This window comes from Nioella ostreopsis (genome assembly GCF_004000255.1).
In the GTDB taxonomy this organism is placed as follows: domain Bacteria; phylum Pseudomonadota; class Alphaproteobacteria; order Rhodobacterales; family Rhodobacteraceae; genus Nioella; species Nioella ostreopsis.
The window spans coordinates 1-15,105 of record NZ_RCIQ01000014.1 but is presented as its reverse complement, the minus strand read 5'-3'; the positions used below and the strand labels follow the sequence as shown (position 1 = coordinate 15,105).

Annotated in this window: 18 protein-coding genes; 10 read left to right on the top strand and 8 right to left on the bottom strand. The window is 62.6% G+C overall.

The window, feature by feature from the left end:
* Positions 1-86 precede the first annotated feature (86 nt).
* Complete coding sequence (locus tag EP237_RS23790) at positions 87-1,061, top strand: IS6 family transposase (protein WP_338068184.1); 975 nt, start codon at positions 87-89, stop codon at positions 1,059-1,061.
* 58 nt (positions 1,062-1,119) lie between these two features.
* Positions 1,120-1,854, top strand: coding sequence for a Crp/Fnr family transcriptional regulator (locus EP237_RS14620; RefSeq protein WP_127561646.1), 735 nt, complete (start codon positions 1,120-1,122; stop codon positions 1,852-1,854).
* Between the two features lie 191 nt (positions 1,855-2,045).
* Here EP237_RS14620 and EP237_RS14615 read toward each other — a convergent pair whose 3' ends face one another.
* Together EP237_RS14615 and EP237_RS14610 are read right to left on the bottom strand one after the other, a co-directional pair.
* Positions 2,046-2,366 (bottom strand): hypothetical protein, encoded by a 321-nt coding sequence (locus EP237_RS14615; RefSeq protein WP_127561747.1) that lies wholly within the window; start codon positions 2,364-2,366, stop codon positions 2,046-2,048.
* 89 nt (positions 2,367-2,455) lie between these two features.
* Positions 2,456-2,881: a hypothetical protein gene (locus EP237_RS14610; protein ID WP_127561645.1), complete on the bottom strand. Its 426-nt coding sequence runs from the start codon at positions 2,879-2,881 to the stop codon at positions 2,456-2,458.
* 276 nt (positions 2,882-3,157) lie between these two features.
* Between EP237_RS14610 and EP237_RS14605 the strand changes: the two genes are divergently transcribed.
* From EP237_RS14605 to EP237_RS14585, 5 genes are all read left to right on the top strand, one after another.
* The gene (locus tag EP237_RS14605) at positions 3,158-3,466 is read left to right on the top strand and encodes a hypothetical protein (RefSeq protein WP_127561746.1); all 309 of its coding nucleotides are present in this window, start codon (positions 3,158-3,160) and stop codon (positions 3,464-3,466) included.
* Positions 3,463-3,807, top strand: coding sequence for a hypothetical protein (locus EP237_RS14600; protein WP_127561644.1), 345 nt, complete (start codon positions 3,463-3,465; stop codon positions 3,805-3,807). Before EP237_RS14605 ends, EP237_RS14600 begins: the two co-directional genes overlap by 4 nt.
* A 47-nt stretch (positions 3,808-3,854) precedes the next feature.
* Positions 3,855-4,334 carry a hypothetical protein gene (locus EP237_RS14595; RefSeq protein WP_240661650.1) on the top strand — a complete coding sequence of 160 codons (480 nt, stop codon included), beginning with the start codon at positions 3,855-3,857 and terminating at the stop codon, positions 4,332-4,334.
* 200 nt (positions 4,335-4,534) lie between these two features.
* A complete protein-coding gene (locus tag EP237_RS14590; protein ID WP_127561643.1) occupies positions 4,535-5,338 on the top strand; it encodes a hypothetical protein in 804 nt (267 codons plus the stop codon).
* A gap of 34 nt (positions 5,339-5,372) precedes the next feature.
* Positions 5,373-6,179, top strand: a complete 807-nt coding sequence (locus EP237_RS14585) for a transglutaminase-like domain-containing protein (RefSeq protein ID WP_127561642.1) — start codon at positions 5,373-5,375, stop codon at positions 6,177-6,179.
* A 390-nt stretch (positions 6,180-6,569) separates the two neighbouring features.
* Here the strand turns inward: EP237_RS14585 and EP237_RS14580 are convergent, their stop codons facing one another.
* The 6 genes from EP237_RS14580 to EP237_RS14555 form a co-directional block, all read right to left on the bottom strand.
* Entirely contained in the window at positions 6,570-7,487 is a 918-nt protein-coding gene (locus EP237_RS14580; protein ID WP_127561641.1) for a dihydrodipicolinate synthase family protein, read from the bottom strand.
* A complete protein-coding gene (locus tag EP237_RS14575) occupies positions 7,480-8,160 on the bottom strand; it encodes an aspartate/glutamate racemase family protein (protein ID WP_127561640.1) in 681 nt (226 codons plus the stop codon). Before EP237_RS14575 ends, EP237_RS14580 begins: the two co-directional genes overlap by 8 nt.
* Positions 8,157-8,543, bottom strand: a complete 387-nt coding sequence (locus EP237_RS14570) for a VOC family protein (RefSeq protein ID WP_127561639.1) — start codon at positions 8,541-8,543, stop codon at positions 8,157-8,159. Before EP237_RS14570 ends, EP237_RS14575 begins: the two co-directional genes overlap by 4 nt.
* Positions 8,540-9,964: a dihydropyrimidinase gene (gene hydA / locus EP237_RS14565; protein WP_127561638.1), complete on the bottom strand. Its 1,425-nt coding sequence runs from the start codon at positions 9,962-9,964 to the stop codon at positions 8,540-8,542. Before hydA ends, EP237_RS14570 begins: the two co-directional genes overlap by 4 nt.
* Positions 9,965-10,618: 654 nt before the next feature.
* On the bottom strand, positions 10,619-11,032 hold the full coding sequence (locus EP237_RS14560) for an SET domain-containing protein (RefSeq protein WP_164744714.1): 414 nt from the start codon (positions 11,030-11,032) through the stop codon (positions 10,619-10,621).
* Positions 11,033-11,184: 152 nt separating this feature from the next.
* The gene (locus tag EP237_RS14555; protein ID WP_127561636.1) at positions 11,185-12,108 is read right to left on the bottom strand and encodes an aminotransferase class IV; all 924 of its coding nucleotides are present in this window, start codon (positions 12,106-12,108) and stop codon (positions 11,185-11,187) included.
* A 166-nt stretch (positions 12,109-12,274) separates the two neighbouring features.
* On the opposite strand from EP237_RS14555, the gene speB reads away from it, so the two are divergent.
* Genes speB through EP237_RS14540 form a run of 3 tightly spaced genes read left to right on the top strand, consistent with a single transcriptional unit; the run spans position 12,275 to position 15,056 of the window.
* A complete protein-coding gene (speB, locus tag EP237_RS14550; RefSeq protein ID WP_127561635.1) occupies positions 12,275-13,240 on the top strand; it encodes an agmatinase in 966 nt (321 codons plus the stop codon).
* A gap of 56 nt (positions 13,241-13,296) precedes the next feature.
* Positions 13,297-14,088 (top strand): crotonase/enoyl-CoA hydratase family protein, encoded by a 792-nt coding sequence (locus tag EP237_RS14545; RefSeq protein WP_127561634.1) that lies wholly within the window; start codon positions 13,297-13,299, stop codon positions 14,086-14,088.
* Positions 14,085-15,056 (top strand): M28 family metallopeptidase, encoded by a 972-nt coding sequence (locus EP237_RS14540; protein WP_127561633.1) that lies wholly within the window; start codon positions 14,085-14,087, stop codon positions 15,054-15,056. Before EP237_RS14545 ends, EP237_RS14540 begins: the two co-directional genes overlap by 4 nt.
* The last annotated feature ends 49 nt before the right edge of the window (positions 15,057-15,105 follow it).

The window sequence follows — 15,105 nt, the reverse complement described above, 5'->3', positions numbered from 1 at the left end:
CTCTTTCACTGGCCGGCATCACGCCGACGGGTCCTGTCAGAAGAACTTAGCTTGAGGCGGGGCAGGGCGCTGTCTTGCGTTCGCAGATAACCAAACGCAGCCCCTTCCGCTGTTTCAAGACGCGCCCAAAGATCATCCGCTTGGCGGTACTGCTCAACGTCCGGTTTCCGCTGGCGCTTCACACTGTCGAGGATCTGCTCCATGAACGGGTCATCGACGTCAGTCACGAAACAGTGCGCTACTGGTGGCATAGGTTCGGCCCGGTGCTTGCATCGGAAATTCGAAATCGACGGATCATGGAGCCGAAGTCGATCCGCTGGAAATGGCACCGCGACGAGATCTTCGTGAAGATCAACGGCAAACGTCATTACCTGTGGCGGGCTGTTAATCACGAAGGTGAGGTCCTGGAAAGCTATGTCACGAAGAGGCGTGATAAGAAGGCCGCGCTGAATTTTCTCAGTAAAGCAATGCGTAAGCCCGGGCGCCCGGAAGCGATCGTTACAGACAGGCTCCGGCCCTGCGGTGCTGCCCTCAAGGAAATCAGTGCTCGCCACCGTCAGGAAACGGGTCGCGAGTTGATTGATCGGGCCGAGAACACGCACCTGCCCTTGCCGAGACGAATTCGTCTGACAGCACCGGGGCAGGTCCACCGTGCTTGTGGAAACTGGTCGGAATCGGTCCGACACCGCCGTATCGAAAAAAAGCCGCCTGCCAGCACCGTCGACGCTCTTCCTCAGAAGCGACGAACTGCGTCACCGCCAGCGATGATCGCGTTGATCAAGTCTGCGACGGCTCGGTGCCTTTCCGTTTCGAATTCGGTGCCGATGGCGTTCTCATGCGTCGCTGCGGCGTCGCGAAGAACCCCTACGATCTCGTGCTCCGGAAGCAGCCCGCGATCGTTCATGGCAAGCAGCAGTGCCTCGCAGATCGATAGGGCGGCCTCGCCTGCATGTTCGCTCGCCGTGGACATCCGGGATTCCTTTCTTGGCATTGTGAACCGGGAAAAGGTGAGGCTCAAATGCATCCGTGCTTCTTGCAGAAAGTGCTCTATGCTGGACTGATCCAGAGCAGTGTCCGGGCCGATTTCCGCTCTTGGGTCAAGACAAACCGAGGGGCCCCATGACTTCAGCTGAACACAGCCCTCTGACGCGCAAGCTCTCGGCCTTCATCGCTCTGTCTGATGTCGAGCTGGCCGTCCTTGAACGATTGCACCAGCGTCGTCGATCCTTCGTCGCGGGGCGCGATATGGTGCATCAGGGCCAGACAGCTCAGGCCGCCTATATTCTTTCCGCAGGATGGGTCTGTTCCTACAAGCTACAGGCCGACGGGACGCGGCAGATCGTGGATGTCCAGGTGCCGGGGGATTTTCTGGGGTTGCGGAGCGTTCTCCTGCGCACCTCGGACCACAGTTTCGAGCCGATCGTGGATATCGAGGCTGCCGAAGTGATGGCGGTCGACCTGCTGGAAGCGTTCGCGCAGACCCCTCGCCTGGCGACTGCAATTCTGTGGGCGGCGTCACGGGACGAGGCGATGGTGGTCGAGCATCTGGTCGGAATCGGACGGCGTGATGCGGACGCCCGTATGGCGCACTTCCTGCTGGAGCTGGGATCGCGGCTTGCGCTGGTCGGCATGGGCGGCAAGGACGGGTTCGACTGCCCGCTGACACAGTATCACCTCGCCGATACGCTGGGGCTGAGCGCGGTCCACGTGAACCGCGTCCTGCGCCAGCTTCGCGAACGTGAATTGGTGACCTTTCGGGACGGACAAGTGACGTTTCACGACTATGGCGGGCTGGTGGACCTTGCCGAGTTCGATCCGGCCTATCTGGACCAGACCGGACCGCTCCTGAAATAACAGGGCGGTCCTCCTTCGTCTGGCAGGGCAGGCGACCCCGGAGATCACGTCAGGTGCCGGAGGTTCCGCGAGAGGCTGGGTCGCGGCATCGAGTTTCTTGTTGGTCTCACCGGTCTTGTTCTGTGTGGGAGCCATCTGGACTGTCCTCTCATGGACGTTCCGACCTGGGTGATGCAGTGCCAAGCTTTACTTCAAGTGACAGTCGTTTGCTGATGGGAAACTCTCAGCCATCTGTCGTCGTCGTGAAGGTATGTGGAGGCGCAGAGTGCTTTGTAGATCGGCACATCGGGTTTCTCAGCCGAGACCCGGTAGGTGAGAATGGCGATGTCACGACACCGTGTCACGCGCCGTTCGGCCAAGAGGACGGAGCGCCAGCCGGTTCGTTCGCGCAGATGGGTCCAGATCTGGTCGCCCTGAAGAATGCCGGGTGGATAGGGAAAGACCATGACGGCGTTGGGCGCTGTCGTCGCCCGCGCATTGTCGATCCCACTGGTCCAGAACTGTTCCTCCATGTCCCATAGTACGCCTTGTACGTCAGGCGATAGCGTCCCAGTCTTGTGCGCCGCATGGCCTATTGTCTTTCTGGGCTGCGTGGAAACTGTCATTCGCCTGACCCCCACCCGCCAAACGTCAGCACCTGAAACAGCACAAAGATGATCGCGAGGACCGCCCAAATTGCTCCGCTTGAGCTCGGGTGACCGTCGGCGACCGTCGCGGCAGCGCGCTTCAGGGTGCCTGACGTCCGGCCTTCGGGAAGCAACTGGCTCAGGTCTCGTGCGACTCTGCCGTGATCGCTTGCAAGCTTGGGAACATCCCGAAATCGAGCAAGCCGCGTTCCCAACCGCGTCTGCGCAGCATTACGCCCCAACGCGACCAGTTCAGCGGTTTCTTTCCAAGGATCGAGGCCGAGGCGCGCGAGCGTGGAGAGGACTGTCACGACATAGCCGTTCCGGTCCTCGCCGACCGAGGCATAAAGAAATCGTTCGAATTCGGGCGGGTGCGGGTTGAGGACATCATGTGCGGCCATCGTCGTTCCATTCCTTGGTTGCAGGGGCGCAACTCGCCACTGTTTCCCACTGCATAGACGCAGGCCGATCCTGGCGCCCTTACACAGGTCAGTGTCGGCGTCTGTGAACGGCGAGGGCGCAAAGGGGTCGGCGCCGGGGACTAACCTGTGTCAGCGCAAGGCCAACAATCATGAGCTAGAAAAGGGAAATCGTCGACTGGTCCGACCCGGTGACCATGGGGTCCTCTGCAGCGACGAACGACGAAGCCACCAACATCGTGGAGACCATAGATGAACATGCGGTCGACAAGATCGACGGTGACGTTTTCGACCCCGTTCACCCTATCGGGATACTCCGACGAACTGCCCGCTGGAGACTACGAAATTCTCGTCGAAGAAGAGCTGCTGCAAGGATTGAGCTTCGAGGCCTACCGTCGGACGGCAACCTATCTGACGGTGCGCGGCAGGGGCCGTCATGCGGGACGCTCCGAGCGACGCGCAATTTCCGACAGCGATCTGCCAGAGGCGCTGGGACGGGATCAGGGCGCAACCAAGAAGAACGATCAAAGCGATGCGGCGCTTTCCCCGCAGGAGGATGAAACATGAATACTCCCGAATGGCTCAAACCCGGTGTCTACGGTGCCGTGATCGGCGCGGTTTTCGTCGGCGTGGTCGGCTTCAGCTGGGGCGGCTGGGTAACCGGTGGCACCTCGAATGACAGGGCGATGGCGATGTCTCGCGATAGCGTGGTTGCCTCCATGGTGCCGGTCTGTCTCGATATCGCGCTCTCCGACCCGGAACGGGCGGAGATACTGGAGACGATCCGCGCCGCCGCGACCTACCAGCGGCGCGACGCGCTCATGGATGCGGGCTGGGCGACCATGCCCGGAACCGACGATCCGGACCGCGACATCGCGCAGGCGTGTCTCGCGGAACTCGATCTTTGAACGAGACAAGGCAAACCAACATCAATCTGCTGGGGGCGAAACAGGTCATGACACAAGCGGAAACCCTTCTGCCTCGGGCTTCGGAGACGACAGATCTCGAACGGCGTGTGCTTGCCCATGAACGGGTTCTGCAGGCGCTGATCGCCTACATGGCACGGACGGAACCGCGTTTCATAGACCACCTGCGAGAACGGTTCGTCGAACCGATGAGTATGGTCCGGCATGAACATGACCACCGTGAAACCGATGATTATGCGGAAGAATTCATTCGCGCCGTGATGCTCCTCGGAGACGTGCGTGCGCGCAAGGCGAAGGAGCCGGAAGTGACCGACAAGAAACATGTGCCGCCGGGAAGCGGTAGAGGGCAGGATTCCTCCATGAACCAGTCAGCGCAGCGCGATGGGGTTCAGATACGCGAACGAAACGGAATCTGGGAGGTGCAAGTCAACGGCAAGTTCTGCGGCGACTACCACCAGAAGGAACATGCTCTCGCCGCTGCGGCCTTGCACAAGCTGTCGCCCCAATGACCGGTCGCAATCATCCGACAGTCCCGCAGGACTTCTCGCTCCAGGTCGCTGAGAACGAAGGAATGCCATCGGGACCGATCTCCAGGAGATCCCCGCCATCCGTTGCGCGGAGCCGACGATTGGCCGGAACGCTCTCACTTGGGCTATCGAAGACACGCGCGGCAACCGGCGGACTCTGGTCCGCCAAGGAGCAAGCGGCGATGAGACAGGCCAAGGAACCAACAGGACATCCCGCGGCGTGGCTGGTCACGAAGATGGCACTCATGGTCTGTCTGATCGCCTCCTTCGGCGTCCCTGTCCTTGCGCAGGACGGCATTGGCCCGGTGCCCACAAACGCCCAGCCCCGCAGCTATGGCGACGGTTGGGTCTGCGATCTTGGCTACCGGGTCGAGGGCGCCGAATGCCTTGCGCTCGACATCCCCGAGCACGCCTATCCAACCGGGCGCTCCTACGGGACGGGGTGGGAGTGCGAGCGTGGCTACGAGGTGGTGAACGGGGCGTCCTGCGATCCAATCCCGGTGCCCGCAAACGCGTTCCTCCGGTCTTCCGGCTATGATTGGCAATGCGACCGCGGCTATCGGCAAGAGCGCAACGCCTGTGTGTCCATCGATCTGCCCGAACATGCCTATCTGACAGAGGAAAATTCAGGCGCAGGTTGGTCTTGCCATCGCGGTTTCGTGGCAGACGCGGGATCCTGCCAGCCGATCGCCGTGCCTGCAAACGGCTATCTCACAAATGCAGATTACGGAGCGGCATGGGATTGCGAGAGGGGCTTCGTGGAGGTTGACGGTCGCTGCGACGCCATTGTGCTGCCGGCAAACGCTTTTCTGGAACAGGACTCCTACGGACCCGGCTGGCGCTGTGAGCGTGGATACGAGTTGCAGAGCGGCGGCTGCATTGCCATTGATGTGCCGCAGAACGCCCATCTCAATCGCTCCGGCAACCGGTGGAGTTGCAATCGGGGCTACCAACTCTCCGATGGGGCATGCATCCTTGGAAGGTAAAGGTGAAACGGCGACGCGCGGCCCTCTATCCGGCATGCGCGTCAGCATCGGGTGTCGCCTGCGATACAGCCTGCCCCAGCCGACGCCGCTGATCGCGGTGCTGAACGTCCACTATTCGCGTTTCGGCGATCTGGAACGCGCGGATTACCTCGTAACGTCGCCGAGCGTACCGCTCGAAAGCTACCGCGACGGTTTCGGCAACTGGTGTACGCGCCTCGTGGCTCCTGCCGGCGACTTTTGCCTGTCGACGGATGGCATCTTTCGCGATACGGGCCAGCCCGATCCCGTCTCCCCGGACGCTCAGCAGCATGCCGTTCAGGACCTGCCGTTCGAAACCCTCCAGTTCCTGCAAGGAAGCCGGTATTGCGATACCGATCTGCTTTCGGAGGAAGCCTGGCGACTTTTCGAGACCACGCAACCCGGTTGGCCCCGCGTCCAGGCGATCTGCGATTTCGTGCACAGACATGTCCGCTTCGACTATATGAAGGCGCAAGCGACGCGCACCGCATCGCAGACCCTTGCCGAGCGGCAGGGGGTCTGCCGCGACTTCGCCCATCTCGCTATCGCCTTGTGTCGCTGCATGAACATTCCCGCACGTTACTGCACCGGATATCTGAGCGACATCGGTGACCCTTTCCCTCATCCTCCTGGGGATTTTGCCGCGTGGATGGAGGTGTTCCTTTCCGGAGACTGGCACATATTCGATCCCCGGAACAACAAACCGAGGTTTGCGAGAATCCTGATCGCGCGCGGTCGCGATGCCGCCGATGTGCCGCTGACCCAGACATTCGGGGTAAACATCTTGACGGAATTCAAGGTGTGGACGGATGAATTGACCTGACTGACCTCTACCCCGTTTTCGATACACCCTCGTAAATCGGCGTCGCTAATCCCCTCAAATGCAATGAAGAGGAACACACCTTTTCTCAGCAAGGCATTGTGGCGGGGTTGAAGCGGATACCACAGCCGAAGCCGCGTCGAGACGGACCCTCTCGTCGCATTTCTTTCAGAGATGCACTGGCGGTCAGGGGTGGACCTGCATCAAGCGTCTCGGCCAATTCCTGATGTCGAGAGGCGTCGACCGGCTGGTCGCAAAAATCCTGGTCCGCATCGCCGTTCTAATCGGCTAAACCGCTCTCGGCAGACCTGTCACAAAGGCCGTGGGAAAAATCCCTCCGGGGAATGGGGAACTCCGGCCCTCACAGGATTTGTGCAAAATAACCGATTTGCTCTACAGCCCCAGGTCCGACAGACGTTTTTCCTGACGCGCGGCAAGTGCGTCAATCTCGGCTTTCGTCGCGGGGGTCAGGCCAGCACCCGGTTTGCGCAGGGTTGGATGGGCAATAATTCCTTGGCGTGCCAGCGAGTATTTCCGGATGGCGAGGCCCATGCCGGGCTGGGATTCATACCGGATCATGGGCAGGTAGGCGTCAAAGATGTCACGTGCACGATCGATGTCGCCCGCTTGAAAGGCATCAAGGACCTGGCGCATCATCTCGGGGTATCCGAACCCTGTCATCGCGCCATCCGCGCCTCGCATCATTTCTTCCAGCAGGAACATCCCACCGTTCCCGCAGAGGATGGAAATGCGTCGGCTGCCCGCGTCCGAGGCCCTGCGCAATGCGGAAATCTTTTCAAGACCGGGCCAGTCCTCGTGTTTGAGCATGACGCAGGTGGGGCAATCCTCGACGATCTGCAGGATCACCGAGGGCGAGATCTGCACGCCTGTCGCCAATGGAAAATCCTGCAAGACAAACGGAATGTCCCCGAGGGCATCCGCAGTGTTGTGAAAATAGCTGGTGATCTGTGCGTCTGTCTGCAGGCCCATGGGCGGGGCGACCATCACACCGCTTGCGCCCGCTGCCATGGCCTCGTTGCTCAGCGCTGTCATCGCCGCAAAGCCGGACGCCGACACCCCGACGACCACCGGCACCTGACAGCGCGAGGTCACGCGTCGAACGACGGCCACGGATTCCGAGGCCGACAGCTTGCCCGCCTCGCCCATCATGCCGAGGATTGTCAGGCCATTAGCGCCCTTTTCCACGTAGGCGTCGACCATCCGGTCGATACTGTCAAAATCCAGTGCACCATCTGGCAGAAACGGAGTGGCGGCGATGGTGAAGACGCCTTTGGTGGTTTCATCAAGCATGATCAGTTCTTTGCAGTCTATGTGAAAGGCCCAGTTGGATCTGCCCCAGTGCCATGCTCACGGCAACCTGGGTCGGCTCGACAACCGGCAGGCCTGTCGCCTCTTGCAGCTGGTCTCGATACATGGCCATTCCGGCGCAGCCCATGATCAGCACGTTCGCCCCGTCTTCGTCGCGCAGGCGCTTGCCGGTGGCGATCATCGCGTCGAGGCTTTTGCCCGGGTCGGCAAGGTCCGCCACGCCCAACCCGAGGGCGCGATCGCCCGCCAGCCGGTCAAGCACCCCCATAGCGCCAAAAGCTTTTAGATGACGCGGTATCGAGGCAGGCAGGATGGCGATAACGCCAAACCGTTGCCCAAGGGTCAGCGCGGTCATGACAGCCGCTTCCTGAATGCCGACCACGGGCAGCACGGTCTGGTCGCGCAGGGCCTGAAGTCCCGGATCACCGAAACAGGCAATCACGTATCCGGCGGCGTCCTTCTGTGCCGCTGCAAGCTGCAGCATCGGGGCAATGGTCAGGTCCGCCTGACGCTGGTTTTCGATGCCCGGCGGGCCCTCGGCCAGGCTCAGACAGCGGATCGGGATGCCGAAGCTCCGCAAAGGGTCTATGGCTGCGTCGATCCCATCGGTGACTGTCTGAGACGAGTTCGGATTGATGACGACAAGCGTGGTCATGCGCCAGCCCGCGTGGCCGACTGGATCTCGATCTGATAGCCTTCGGGGTCATTGAAGACGAAGGCGCGGATGCCGATCTCGTCGTTGACGAAGAGCTCAGATAGGTTCGCCAGTTGCTTTGCACGGGCGTAGTCGTACCAGCCATCGACATCCGACACCCGAATGCAAAGCTGCACCGGCTTGGTCGGGGCCCATTTGTTCATCCCGCGGGTCTCGTCCACCAACCCGACATGGGCCCCGGGACAGATCTCGTAGATCTTGCTCCACCCCTGATCGATCGCCAGTGTCAGGCCCAGGACGTCCTCGTAAAACCGCATGGCGGCTGGAAGATCGCGGTAATAGAAGAACGTGATGGCCAGTTGGTTGGGTGCGTCCGGTCTCATGGTGTCAAGCCGCCCTTTCCGGTCGGTTGAGTGGCCAGAACCGGGCGGTCCACCCAGTTCCCGCTGCCAGGGGTTGTGCAAAGCCGTCCGTCTTTCACGATTGTCTTTCCGCGCAGAAGAACCTGTTCAGGCCACCCGGTGACACTGTGGCCCTCCCATGGGTTGTAGCCCACATTGTCGTGCAGGTCATTGGCACCATAGGTGACCGTCTTGTCCGGGTCCCAGATCACGATGTCCGCATCCTTTCCCTCGGCGATGCCCCCCTTGCCCGCGAGCCCGTAGAGCCGCGCAGGCGCATGGGCGGTCAGTTCGGCGAAGCCTTCGGGACCACCCCGGCCCTTCGACACCATCGCGTCGAACATCAGCGGCAGGCGCGTTTCCAGCCCTGGCAACCCGTTGGCAATCTGATGGAATCCGGCATCCGCACCGGCGGCCAGCTTGCCGGTTTCGTCATAGCGGTAGGGGGAGTGATCGGAAGACACCAGGGACAGTGTGCCATCCCCAAGGGCCTGCCATAACGCGTCTTGATCCGCGGCGCGTCTCTGCGGCGGCGAGCACATCCACTTGGCACCCTCCAAGCCGGGCCGGTCCAACACGTCCTCTGTCATGAACAGGTAATGCGGGCAGGTTTCGGCCCAGACCGGGGCACCCCTGTCTCGTGCGGCCCGCACCGCCTGTGCGCCCTCACGTGTCGAGATGTGAAACAGCATGACCGGCTGATCGAGATATTCGGCAAATCGACAGATGCGTTCCACCGCTTCGATCTCGGCCATTCTGGGCCGAGACCTTGCGTGGTCACGCGGCGCCGTCTGAGCCGTCGCGATCAGTGCCTCTCTCGCCTGTGCAATGATCGCGTCGTTTTCCGCATGGACACAGACCAGCGCCCCCGCCTGCCGCGCCTGCCGAAAGATCTGCAGCAGTTCAGCGTCATGCAGCTGGATATTGTAAGTGGTGAATACCTTGAGGGATCGGTGCCCCTTCCGGATCATCTCGGCCAGATCCCGCTCGAATCCTCGCACCGAGAGGTCTGTCAGCGTGATATGAAAGGCGTAGTCGATCATTGCGCCCCGCGCGGCGCGTGCGGCGTAATCTGCAACCGTATCGAGGATTGTTTGGCCAGCGGCCTGCGCAGCAAAGGAGATCACGGTGGTTGTGCCGCCCATGGCGGCTGACCTCGTTGCGGTTTCGAACGTGTCGGCGTTCCACTGCCCCATGCCCGACATCTGCTCGATATGTGCATGCGGATCGACACCGCCCGGCATGACCAGTTTTCCTTTGGCCGAGATATGTGCTTTCGCGCTGACATCGGATGATCCGACCGAAACGATCTTGCCATCGGCAATCGTCAGGTCGCCGTAGACGACACCGTCAGGCGTAACCACCTGACCATCGTGAATGACAATGTCTGCCTCGCAGTCCATCTCTTCCCGCCACTATCCTGAGCCCTTGGACGCAGCCTGCACCAAATCGCGGGCTCTGCAAAGCTTCACGGTCTCCGACAAGCTTGTCTTCGGCCGAAAGCGGCGGCGTCTGTACCTTTGGGCGCTCCGACGCTCCAGCGGCCAGCGTGGCACCAATCCGGAAGTGTCCGCACGTTGTGGTCACATGGATGTCAGTTGCGTTATTGTGCTCGCGAAACGGGATTGTCCGCATTGTGCGTGCTCATCCGGGAAGAGAGAGCGCAGCTTAACCACGCTGCCGTCGAGCATGCTGGAGCCCGATACTTGAGCGGACTTGTGGCAGAGGACAAGACGCTGGGTGTCAACGATCGGACACGGCAGATACGCGACAGGATTGACCTTCTTCTGAGCCGACTAGGGATGTCGATAGAAGCGGTTCTTGCCGCAACGGTCCATATGGCAGAGCTCTCTATTAAGCCGGAAGCGAATGCTGTCTGCTTCGGCAGGCGTCCGCCAGAAATTCGCCCGCACGCACCTGACCGGTGCTGCCGGTTTCGCCGCCTTCGGCGTCGACCCGTGGGCGGCCCACCTCACCCCCCGCTTGCGCGGGGGCGTCAATGGGCCGCTTGGGGTTCCACCCCAAACCCCGGAGGTATTTCTGCCAAGGCGAAAGTGTCAGGCGGTGCCCATCACCTGACCGATGCGGTGCCGGGACGGTTGGAACTCCACTCGGCCATGGGTGAAGCTGCGATAATCGCAGGTCAGCTCCTCTCCGGTTGCAATGTCGCGCGTGGCGATGCCCCGGTTCGGGTCGGTGAGGTCCACATTGGGCAGGTCTGCGTGGTTCATGAACCGGCCTTCGTCGCAATCGAGTACGATGAAATCGGGATCGCGCGGATGGTCATAGGTGTAGCGTTCGAGAAACTCGCGGAAATGGCGCGGGACGCGGGTCAGGTCCTCTTTCTCGTAGGACACGTCGAAGCGGCTGTCATAGAGCCAGACGAGCCCGCCTTTGCGAATGTCGGTCGCAGTGAAGACGCCGATCCCCTCGATGGAAGAGGGGCCGAGATAGCAACGCACCATCATCATGGGCGTGATCCTGTCTATGGGTCCGGCCTGCCCTTGTCCGGTCGTGGAAAGGATGGGGACAGGCCCCGCGCCGGGCAGGCAGCGCGGGGGCGATGCCAGCGCTTTTTCCGCGAGTCTGTCAAAGGGCATCTTCATTGCTACAGAAGAAGTGATCACGCGGGCGGCGGTCCATCCGCATAGGCGATTTCGCTGCGCAGATCGGGGCGGTTGACCCAATCCCAGTAAGTCGCGCGGGCTCTTGCGGCGAGAGGGCCGGGTTTGCCATTGCCGAAGATGCGGGTGCCGACCTTGGTGATGGGCAGGATGCCACCGCCCGAGGAGGTGAGGAAGACCTCGTCCGCCGTGTCGAGGCGGCTGGCAGGCACGGGCTCGACGCGGTTTTCCAGCCCCATCTCGGTGCAGATTTCCAGCGCGGTGCGGCGGCTGATGCCCTCCAGCACGCCGGTGTCGGGGGTGAAGACGGTGTTGCCCTCGACCAGGAAGATGTTGAAGCCGGGGCCTTCGGTCAGGTTGCCCTGATGATCGAGCAGAACCACGGTTTCATAGCCAGCGTCCTTTGCCTCGAAGAGCCCCTGGGTGAAGTCGCCCCAGTGGTAGTTCTTGGCGCGGGGATTGACGCTGTCGGGCGGAATGCGGCGGGTGTGTTCGGCGATCCAGACACTGGCGCCCTGGTCCAGCGTTTCGGGCTTGATGACGTGGATATAGGGCACGCACCAGGCGTAGAAATGGTTGCCGCAGTCGCGCGGGTCGCGGCTGCCGGGGATCAGGGGCACGCCCCGTGCCGTGACCATTGCGCAGTAGGCGTCGCGCAGGCCAGAGGCGGCGACCATGGCGTGCAGGGCTTTGGCAATGGCGTCGCGGCTGAGGCCGGGGTCCATGCGAGTGAGCTTGAGCGAGGCCATGAAGCGGGTGAGATAGGCGTCAAGACGGAAGAAGGCGCCGTTCACCACGGGCACCACGTCATAGGTGATGTCGGAATGGGTGACGCCCCAGTCGGTGACGCCGATGGTGGCTTCGCCGATTGGGATGATTTCGCCCTTCATCCACGCCGCGCCTTTGCTGAGATCCGGTGCCATTCTGTCCCTTTCCATTTGCCGGAACAGGGGACACGGGCGGGCGCTGGCCGTCAAGCGGGGAACGCCCTTGCAAGGGCGTTGGAAAATCCTTGCAAGGATTTTGGCCGCCCCTTGCCAGCCTGTGCGCAGGGCGGTTAGCTGGCCGGAGCTTTGAAAGGGACGGCATATGGCACATGGATACGAGAGCGGGCGGCTCAACCTGCCCTTCACCGGTATCGCGACCTTCGGGAAATACGACTACCAGCCCGACTGGGACAAGCTTGAGGCCGATGTGGCCATTCTCGGTGCGCCCTTCGATTTCGGCACCCAGTGGCGGCCCGGTGCGCGCTTCGGTCCGCGCGCGATCCGCGAGGCTTCCACGCTCTTCTCTTTCGGGCATGCCGGGGCTTATGATCACGAGGACGGGGTGACCTACCTCGGCCCCGGTACCCGGATCGTGGATATGGGTGACGCCGATATCGTCCACACGGATACGGAGCAAAGCCACGCCAATATCGAGGCGGGGGTGCGGGCAATCCTTGCCAAGGGCGCGCTTCCGGTGGTTCTGGGGGGCGATCATTCGGTGAATATCCCCTGCGTGCGGGCCTTTGCCGGGCGGGGGCCGATCCACATCGTGCAGATCGACGCGCATCTCGATTTCGTCGATGAACGGCACGGGGTGCGCCATGGCCACGGCAACCCGATGCGCCGCGCGGCGGAGCAGGATCATGTGACCGGGCTGACGCAGCTTGGCATTCGCAACGTGTCATCGACCGCGAAGGAAGGCTATGAGGATGCCGCCCGGATGGGCTCCGACATCCTTTCCGTCCGGCAGATGCGGGCCCTGGGGACCGAGGCGGTTCTGGCGCGTATCCCGGCGGGTGTGGACATCTACTTGACCATCGATATCGACGGGTTCGACCCGTCGATCGCGCCCGGCACGGGGACGCCGAGCCACGGGGGGTTCCTCTATTACGAGGTGCTGGAACTGCTGGCGGCGCTGGCGAAACGGCAGCGGATCGTGGGTGTCGATCTGGTCGAGGTGGCACCGGCCTATGATCACACGGACACGACGGCGATCCTTGCGGCGCAGCTTCTGCTGAACCTCATCGGGCGCATTCTGCACGCGCGCGGCTCATCAGACGCGCGGTAAGGCTTGACCGGCGGGGCAGGTCGGCGTCCCATGCAAGGCATTGCATGGAGGTGCCGATGGCCCTGATAGATATCTTGAACGCGGACGGCCCGATTGCGGAGCTGCGGCTCAACCGGCCCGAGAAGAAGAACGCCGTGACGCTGGAGCTTTTGGCGGATCTGGTCGCCGCCTGTGAGATGCTGGCCGGTCAGCCGGGCTTGCGGGCGGTGGTTCTGTCCGGCGCGGGCGACGATTTCAGCGCGGGCATGGATACATCCGTGCTGATGGGGTTTGCAGGCAATCTCGATGCAATCAAGGCCGAGATGCTGGCGCCAGAGGGCGACGCCAACCGGTTTCAGGCCCCGGCCAAGGCATTGGCGGATCTGCCCGTGCCGGTGATTGCTGCGATTGACGGGGTCTGCTTCGGGGCGGGGATCCAGCTGGCGTTGGCCGCTGACTTCCGCATTGCCGCGTCGGGGGCGAAGCTCTCGATCATGGAAGGCAAATGGGGGCTGATCCCGGATATGGGCATTTCGCTGAGCCTGCCGCGCCTGATGCCCGCCGACCGGGCCAAGGCGTTGATCATGACAGCACAGGTGATGAGCGGCGCGGAGGCGCTGGCCGAGGGGCTGGTGACACGCCTGTCGGACAATCCCCACGCGGCGGCGATGGCCTTCGCGCAGGAGCTTGCCGCGCGATCCCCAGATGCGGTGCGGGCCAGCAAGGCACTGGTCGATGCGCTGTGGTCGAACAGGACCGCAGAGGGGTTGCGGCTGGAGGCGGAATTGCAGGCGGATCTGATGGGTGCGCCCAATCAGGTGGAAACCGTCATGGCGCGGATGCAGGGACGGGAGCCCGTTTACAAATGACCGACAGACGCAGGCTGATCATAGGCGGCCTTGCCGCCACTCTTCTGCCCCGGATGGGATTGGCACAGGCTGCGTCCGGCAAGGTGCCGCGCCCAGAGGTGGCCTTCCGGGTGCCGGAGATGAACCCGCGCGTTGCGGGGCTGGTGGCACAGGTTGACCCGGCGCGGCTGCGCGCGGATGTGGACGCGCTGGCCGGCTTCGGTACAAGGTGGAGCGAGGGGCCGGGTTACGGTGCGGTGGAGGACTGGATGGCGGCAGCCTTCGCGGAGGCCGGGCCCGTAGGGGCAATCTCGCGCCAGCCGGTGACGCTGCCTGCTGGGATGGTGCGCAACAACGTGATCTGGGGCGATCCACTGGACGGCCGCGAGGTGATCCTTCTTGGCGCGCATCTGGATACCACCTCGGAAAACCCCGCCGTCAGCGCACCGGGGGCCAATGATAACGGCTCTGGCATCGCCGCGATGCTGGAGGCGCTGCGCATCCTGTCGGGGCAGGAGGTCACGCGCCAGATCGTGGCCGTTGGCTTCACCGGCGAGGAACAGGGGCTGATCGGCTCGGCCCGCTGTGCCGCCGTGGCCACGCAGCAGCGCTGGCCGGTGGAGCTGATGGTCAACCTCGACATGCTGGGATATCGCCCGCCCAATCCCGCCGCGCCCCTGTTCATCGAGTATGATCAGGGCAACGCAACCCCCGCCAACAATGCGGCGGCGGGGGCTTATGGGCAGATGGCCGTGGCCCTGGCAGGGCAGCATACGAGCCTTCCGACGGCACAGACGGATATCTGGGACAGCGACTACATGCCCTTCGAGGCGGCGGGCTTCCCTTGTATCGGGCTATACGATGGCGGCGCCAGCGGCCCGCCCTATCACACCAGCGGCGACGTGCCGGAACTGATGGACTTCGGCCGACTGGAACAGGCGACGCGACTTCTGGTGGCGATCATGGCAACCGCGGCGGAGCTCGCCTAGCGGATTGATCCAGGAGCCCGAGCGCCCTCAGAACACGAACTCATCCACG

Coding starts and splice junctions, on each gene's coding strand:
- EP237_RS14620 (WP_127561646.1), top strand. CDS start 1,120: ATGACTTCAGCTGAACACAGCCCTCTGACGCGCAAGCTCTCGGCCTTC.
- EP237_RS14615 (WP_127561747.1), bottom strand. CDS start 2,366: ATGGAGGAACAGTTCTGGACCAGTGGGATCGACAATGCGCGGGCGACG.
- EP237_RS14610 (WP_127561645.1), bottom strand. CDS start 2,881: ATGGCCGCACATGATGTCCTCAACCCGCACCCGCCCGAATTCGAACGA.
- EP237_RS14605 (WP_127561746.1), top strand. CDS start 3,158: ATGCGGTCGACAAGATCGACGGTGACGTTTTCGACCCCGTTCACCCTA.
- EP237_RS14600 (WP_127561644.1), top strand. CDS start 3,463: ATGAATACTCCCGAATGGCTCAAACCCGGTGTCTACGGTGCCGTGATC.
- EP237_RS14595 (WP_240661650.1), top strand. CDS start 3,855: ATGACACAAGCGGAAACCCTTCTGCCTCGGGCTTCGGAGACGACAGAT.
- EP237_RS14590 (WP_127561643.1), top strand. CDS start 4,535: ATGAGACAGGCCAAGGAACCAACAGGACATCCCGCGGCGTGGCTGGTC.
- EP237_RS14585 (WP_127561642.1), top strand. CDS start 5,373: ATGCGCGTCAGCATCGGGTGTCGCCTGCGATACAGCCTGCCCCAGCCG.
- EP237_RS14580 (WP_127561641.1), bottom strand. CDS start 7,487: ATGCTTGATGAAACCACCAAAGGCGTCTTCACCATCGCCGCCACTCCG.
- EP237_RS14575 (WP_127561640.1), bottom strand. CDS start 8,160: ATGACCACGCTTGTCGTCATCAATCCGAACTCGTCTCAGACAGTCACC.
- EP237_RS14570 (WP_127561639.1), bottom strand. CDS start 8,543: ATGAGACCGGACGCACCCAACCAACTGGCCATCACGTTCTTCTATTAC.
- hydA (WP_127561638.1), bottom strand. CDS start 9,964: ATGGACTGCGAGGCAGACATTGTCATTCACGATGGTCAGGTGGTTACG.
- EP237_RS14560 (WP_164744714.1), bottom strand. CDS start 11,032: ATGATGATGGTGCGTTGCTATCTCGGCCCCTCTTCCATCGAGGGGATC.
- EP237_RS14555 (WP_127561636.1), bottom strand. CDS start 12,108: ATGGCACCGGATCTCAGCAAAGGCGCGGCGTGGATGAAGGGCGAAATC.
- speB (WP_127561635.1), top strand. CDS start 12,275: ATGGCACATGGATACGAGAGCGGGCGGCTCAACCTGCCCTTCACCGGT.
- EP237_RS14545 (WP_127561634.1), top strand. CDS start 13,297: ATGGCCCTGATAGATATCTTGAACGCGGACGGCCCGATTGCGGAGCTG.
- EP237_RS14540 (WP_127561633.1), top strand. CDS start 14,085: ATGACCGACAGACGCAGGCTGATCATAGGCGGCCTTGCCGCCACTCTT.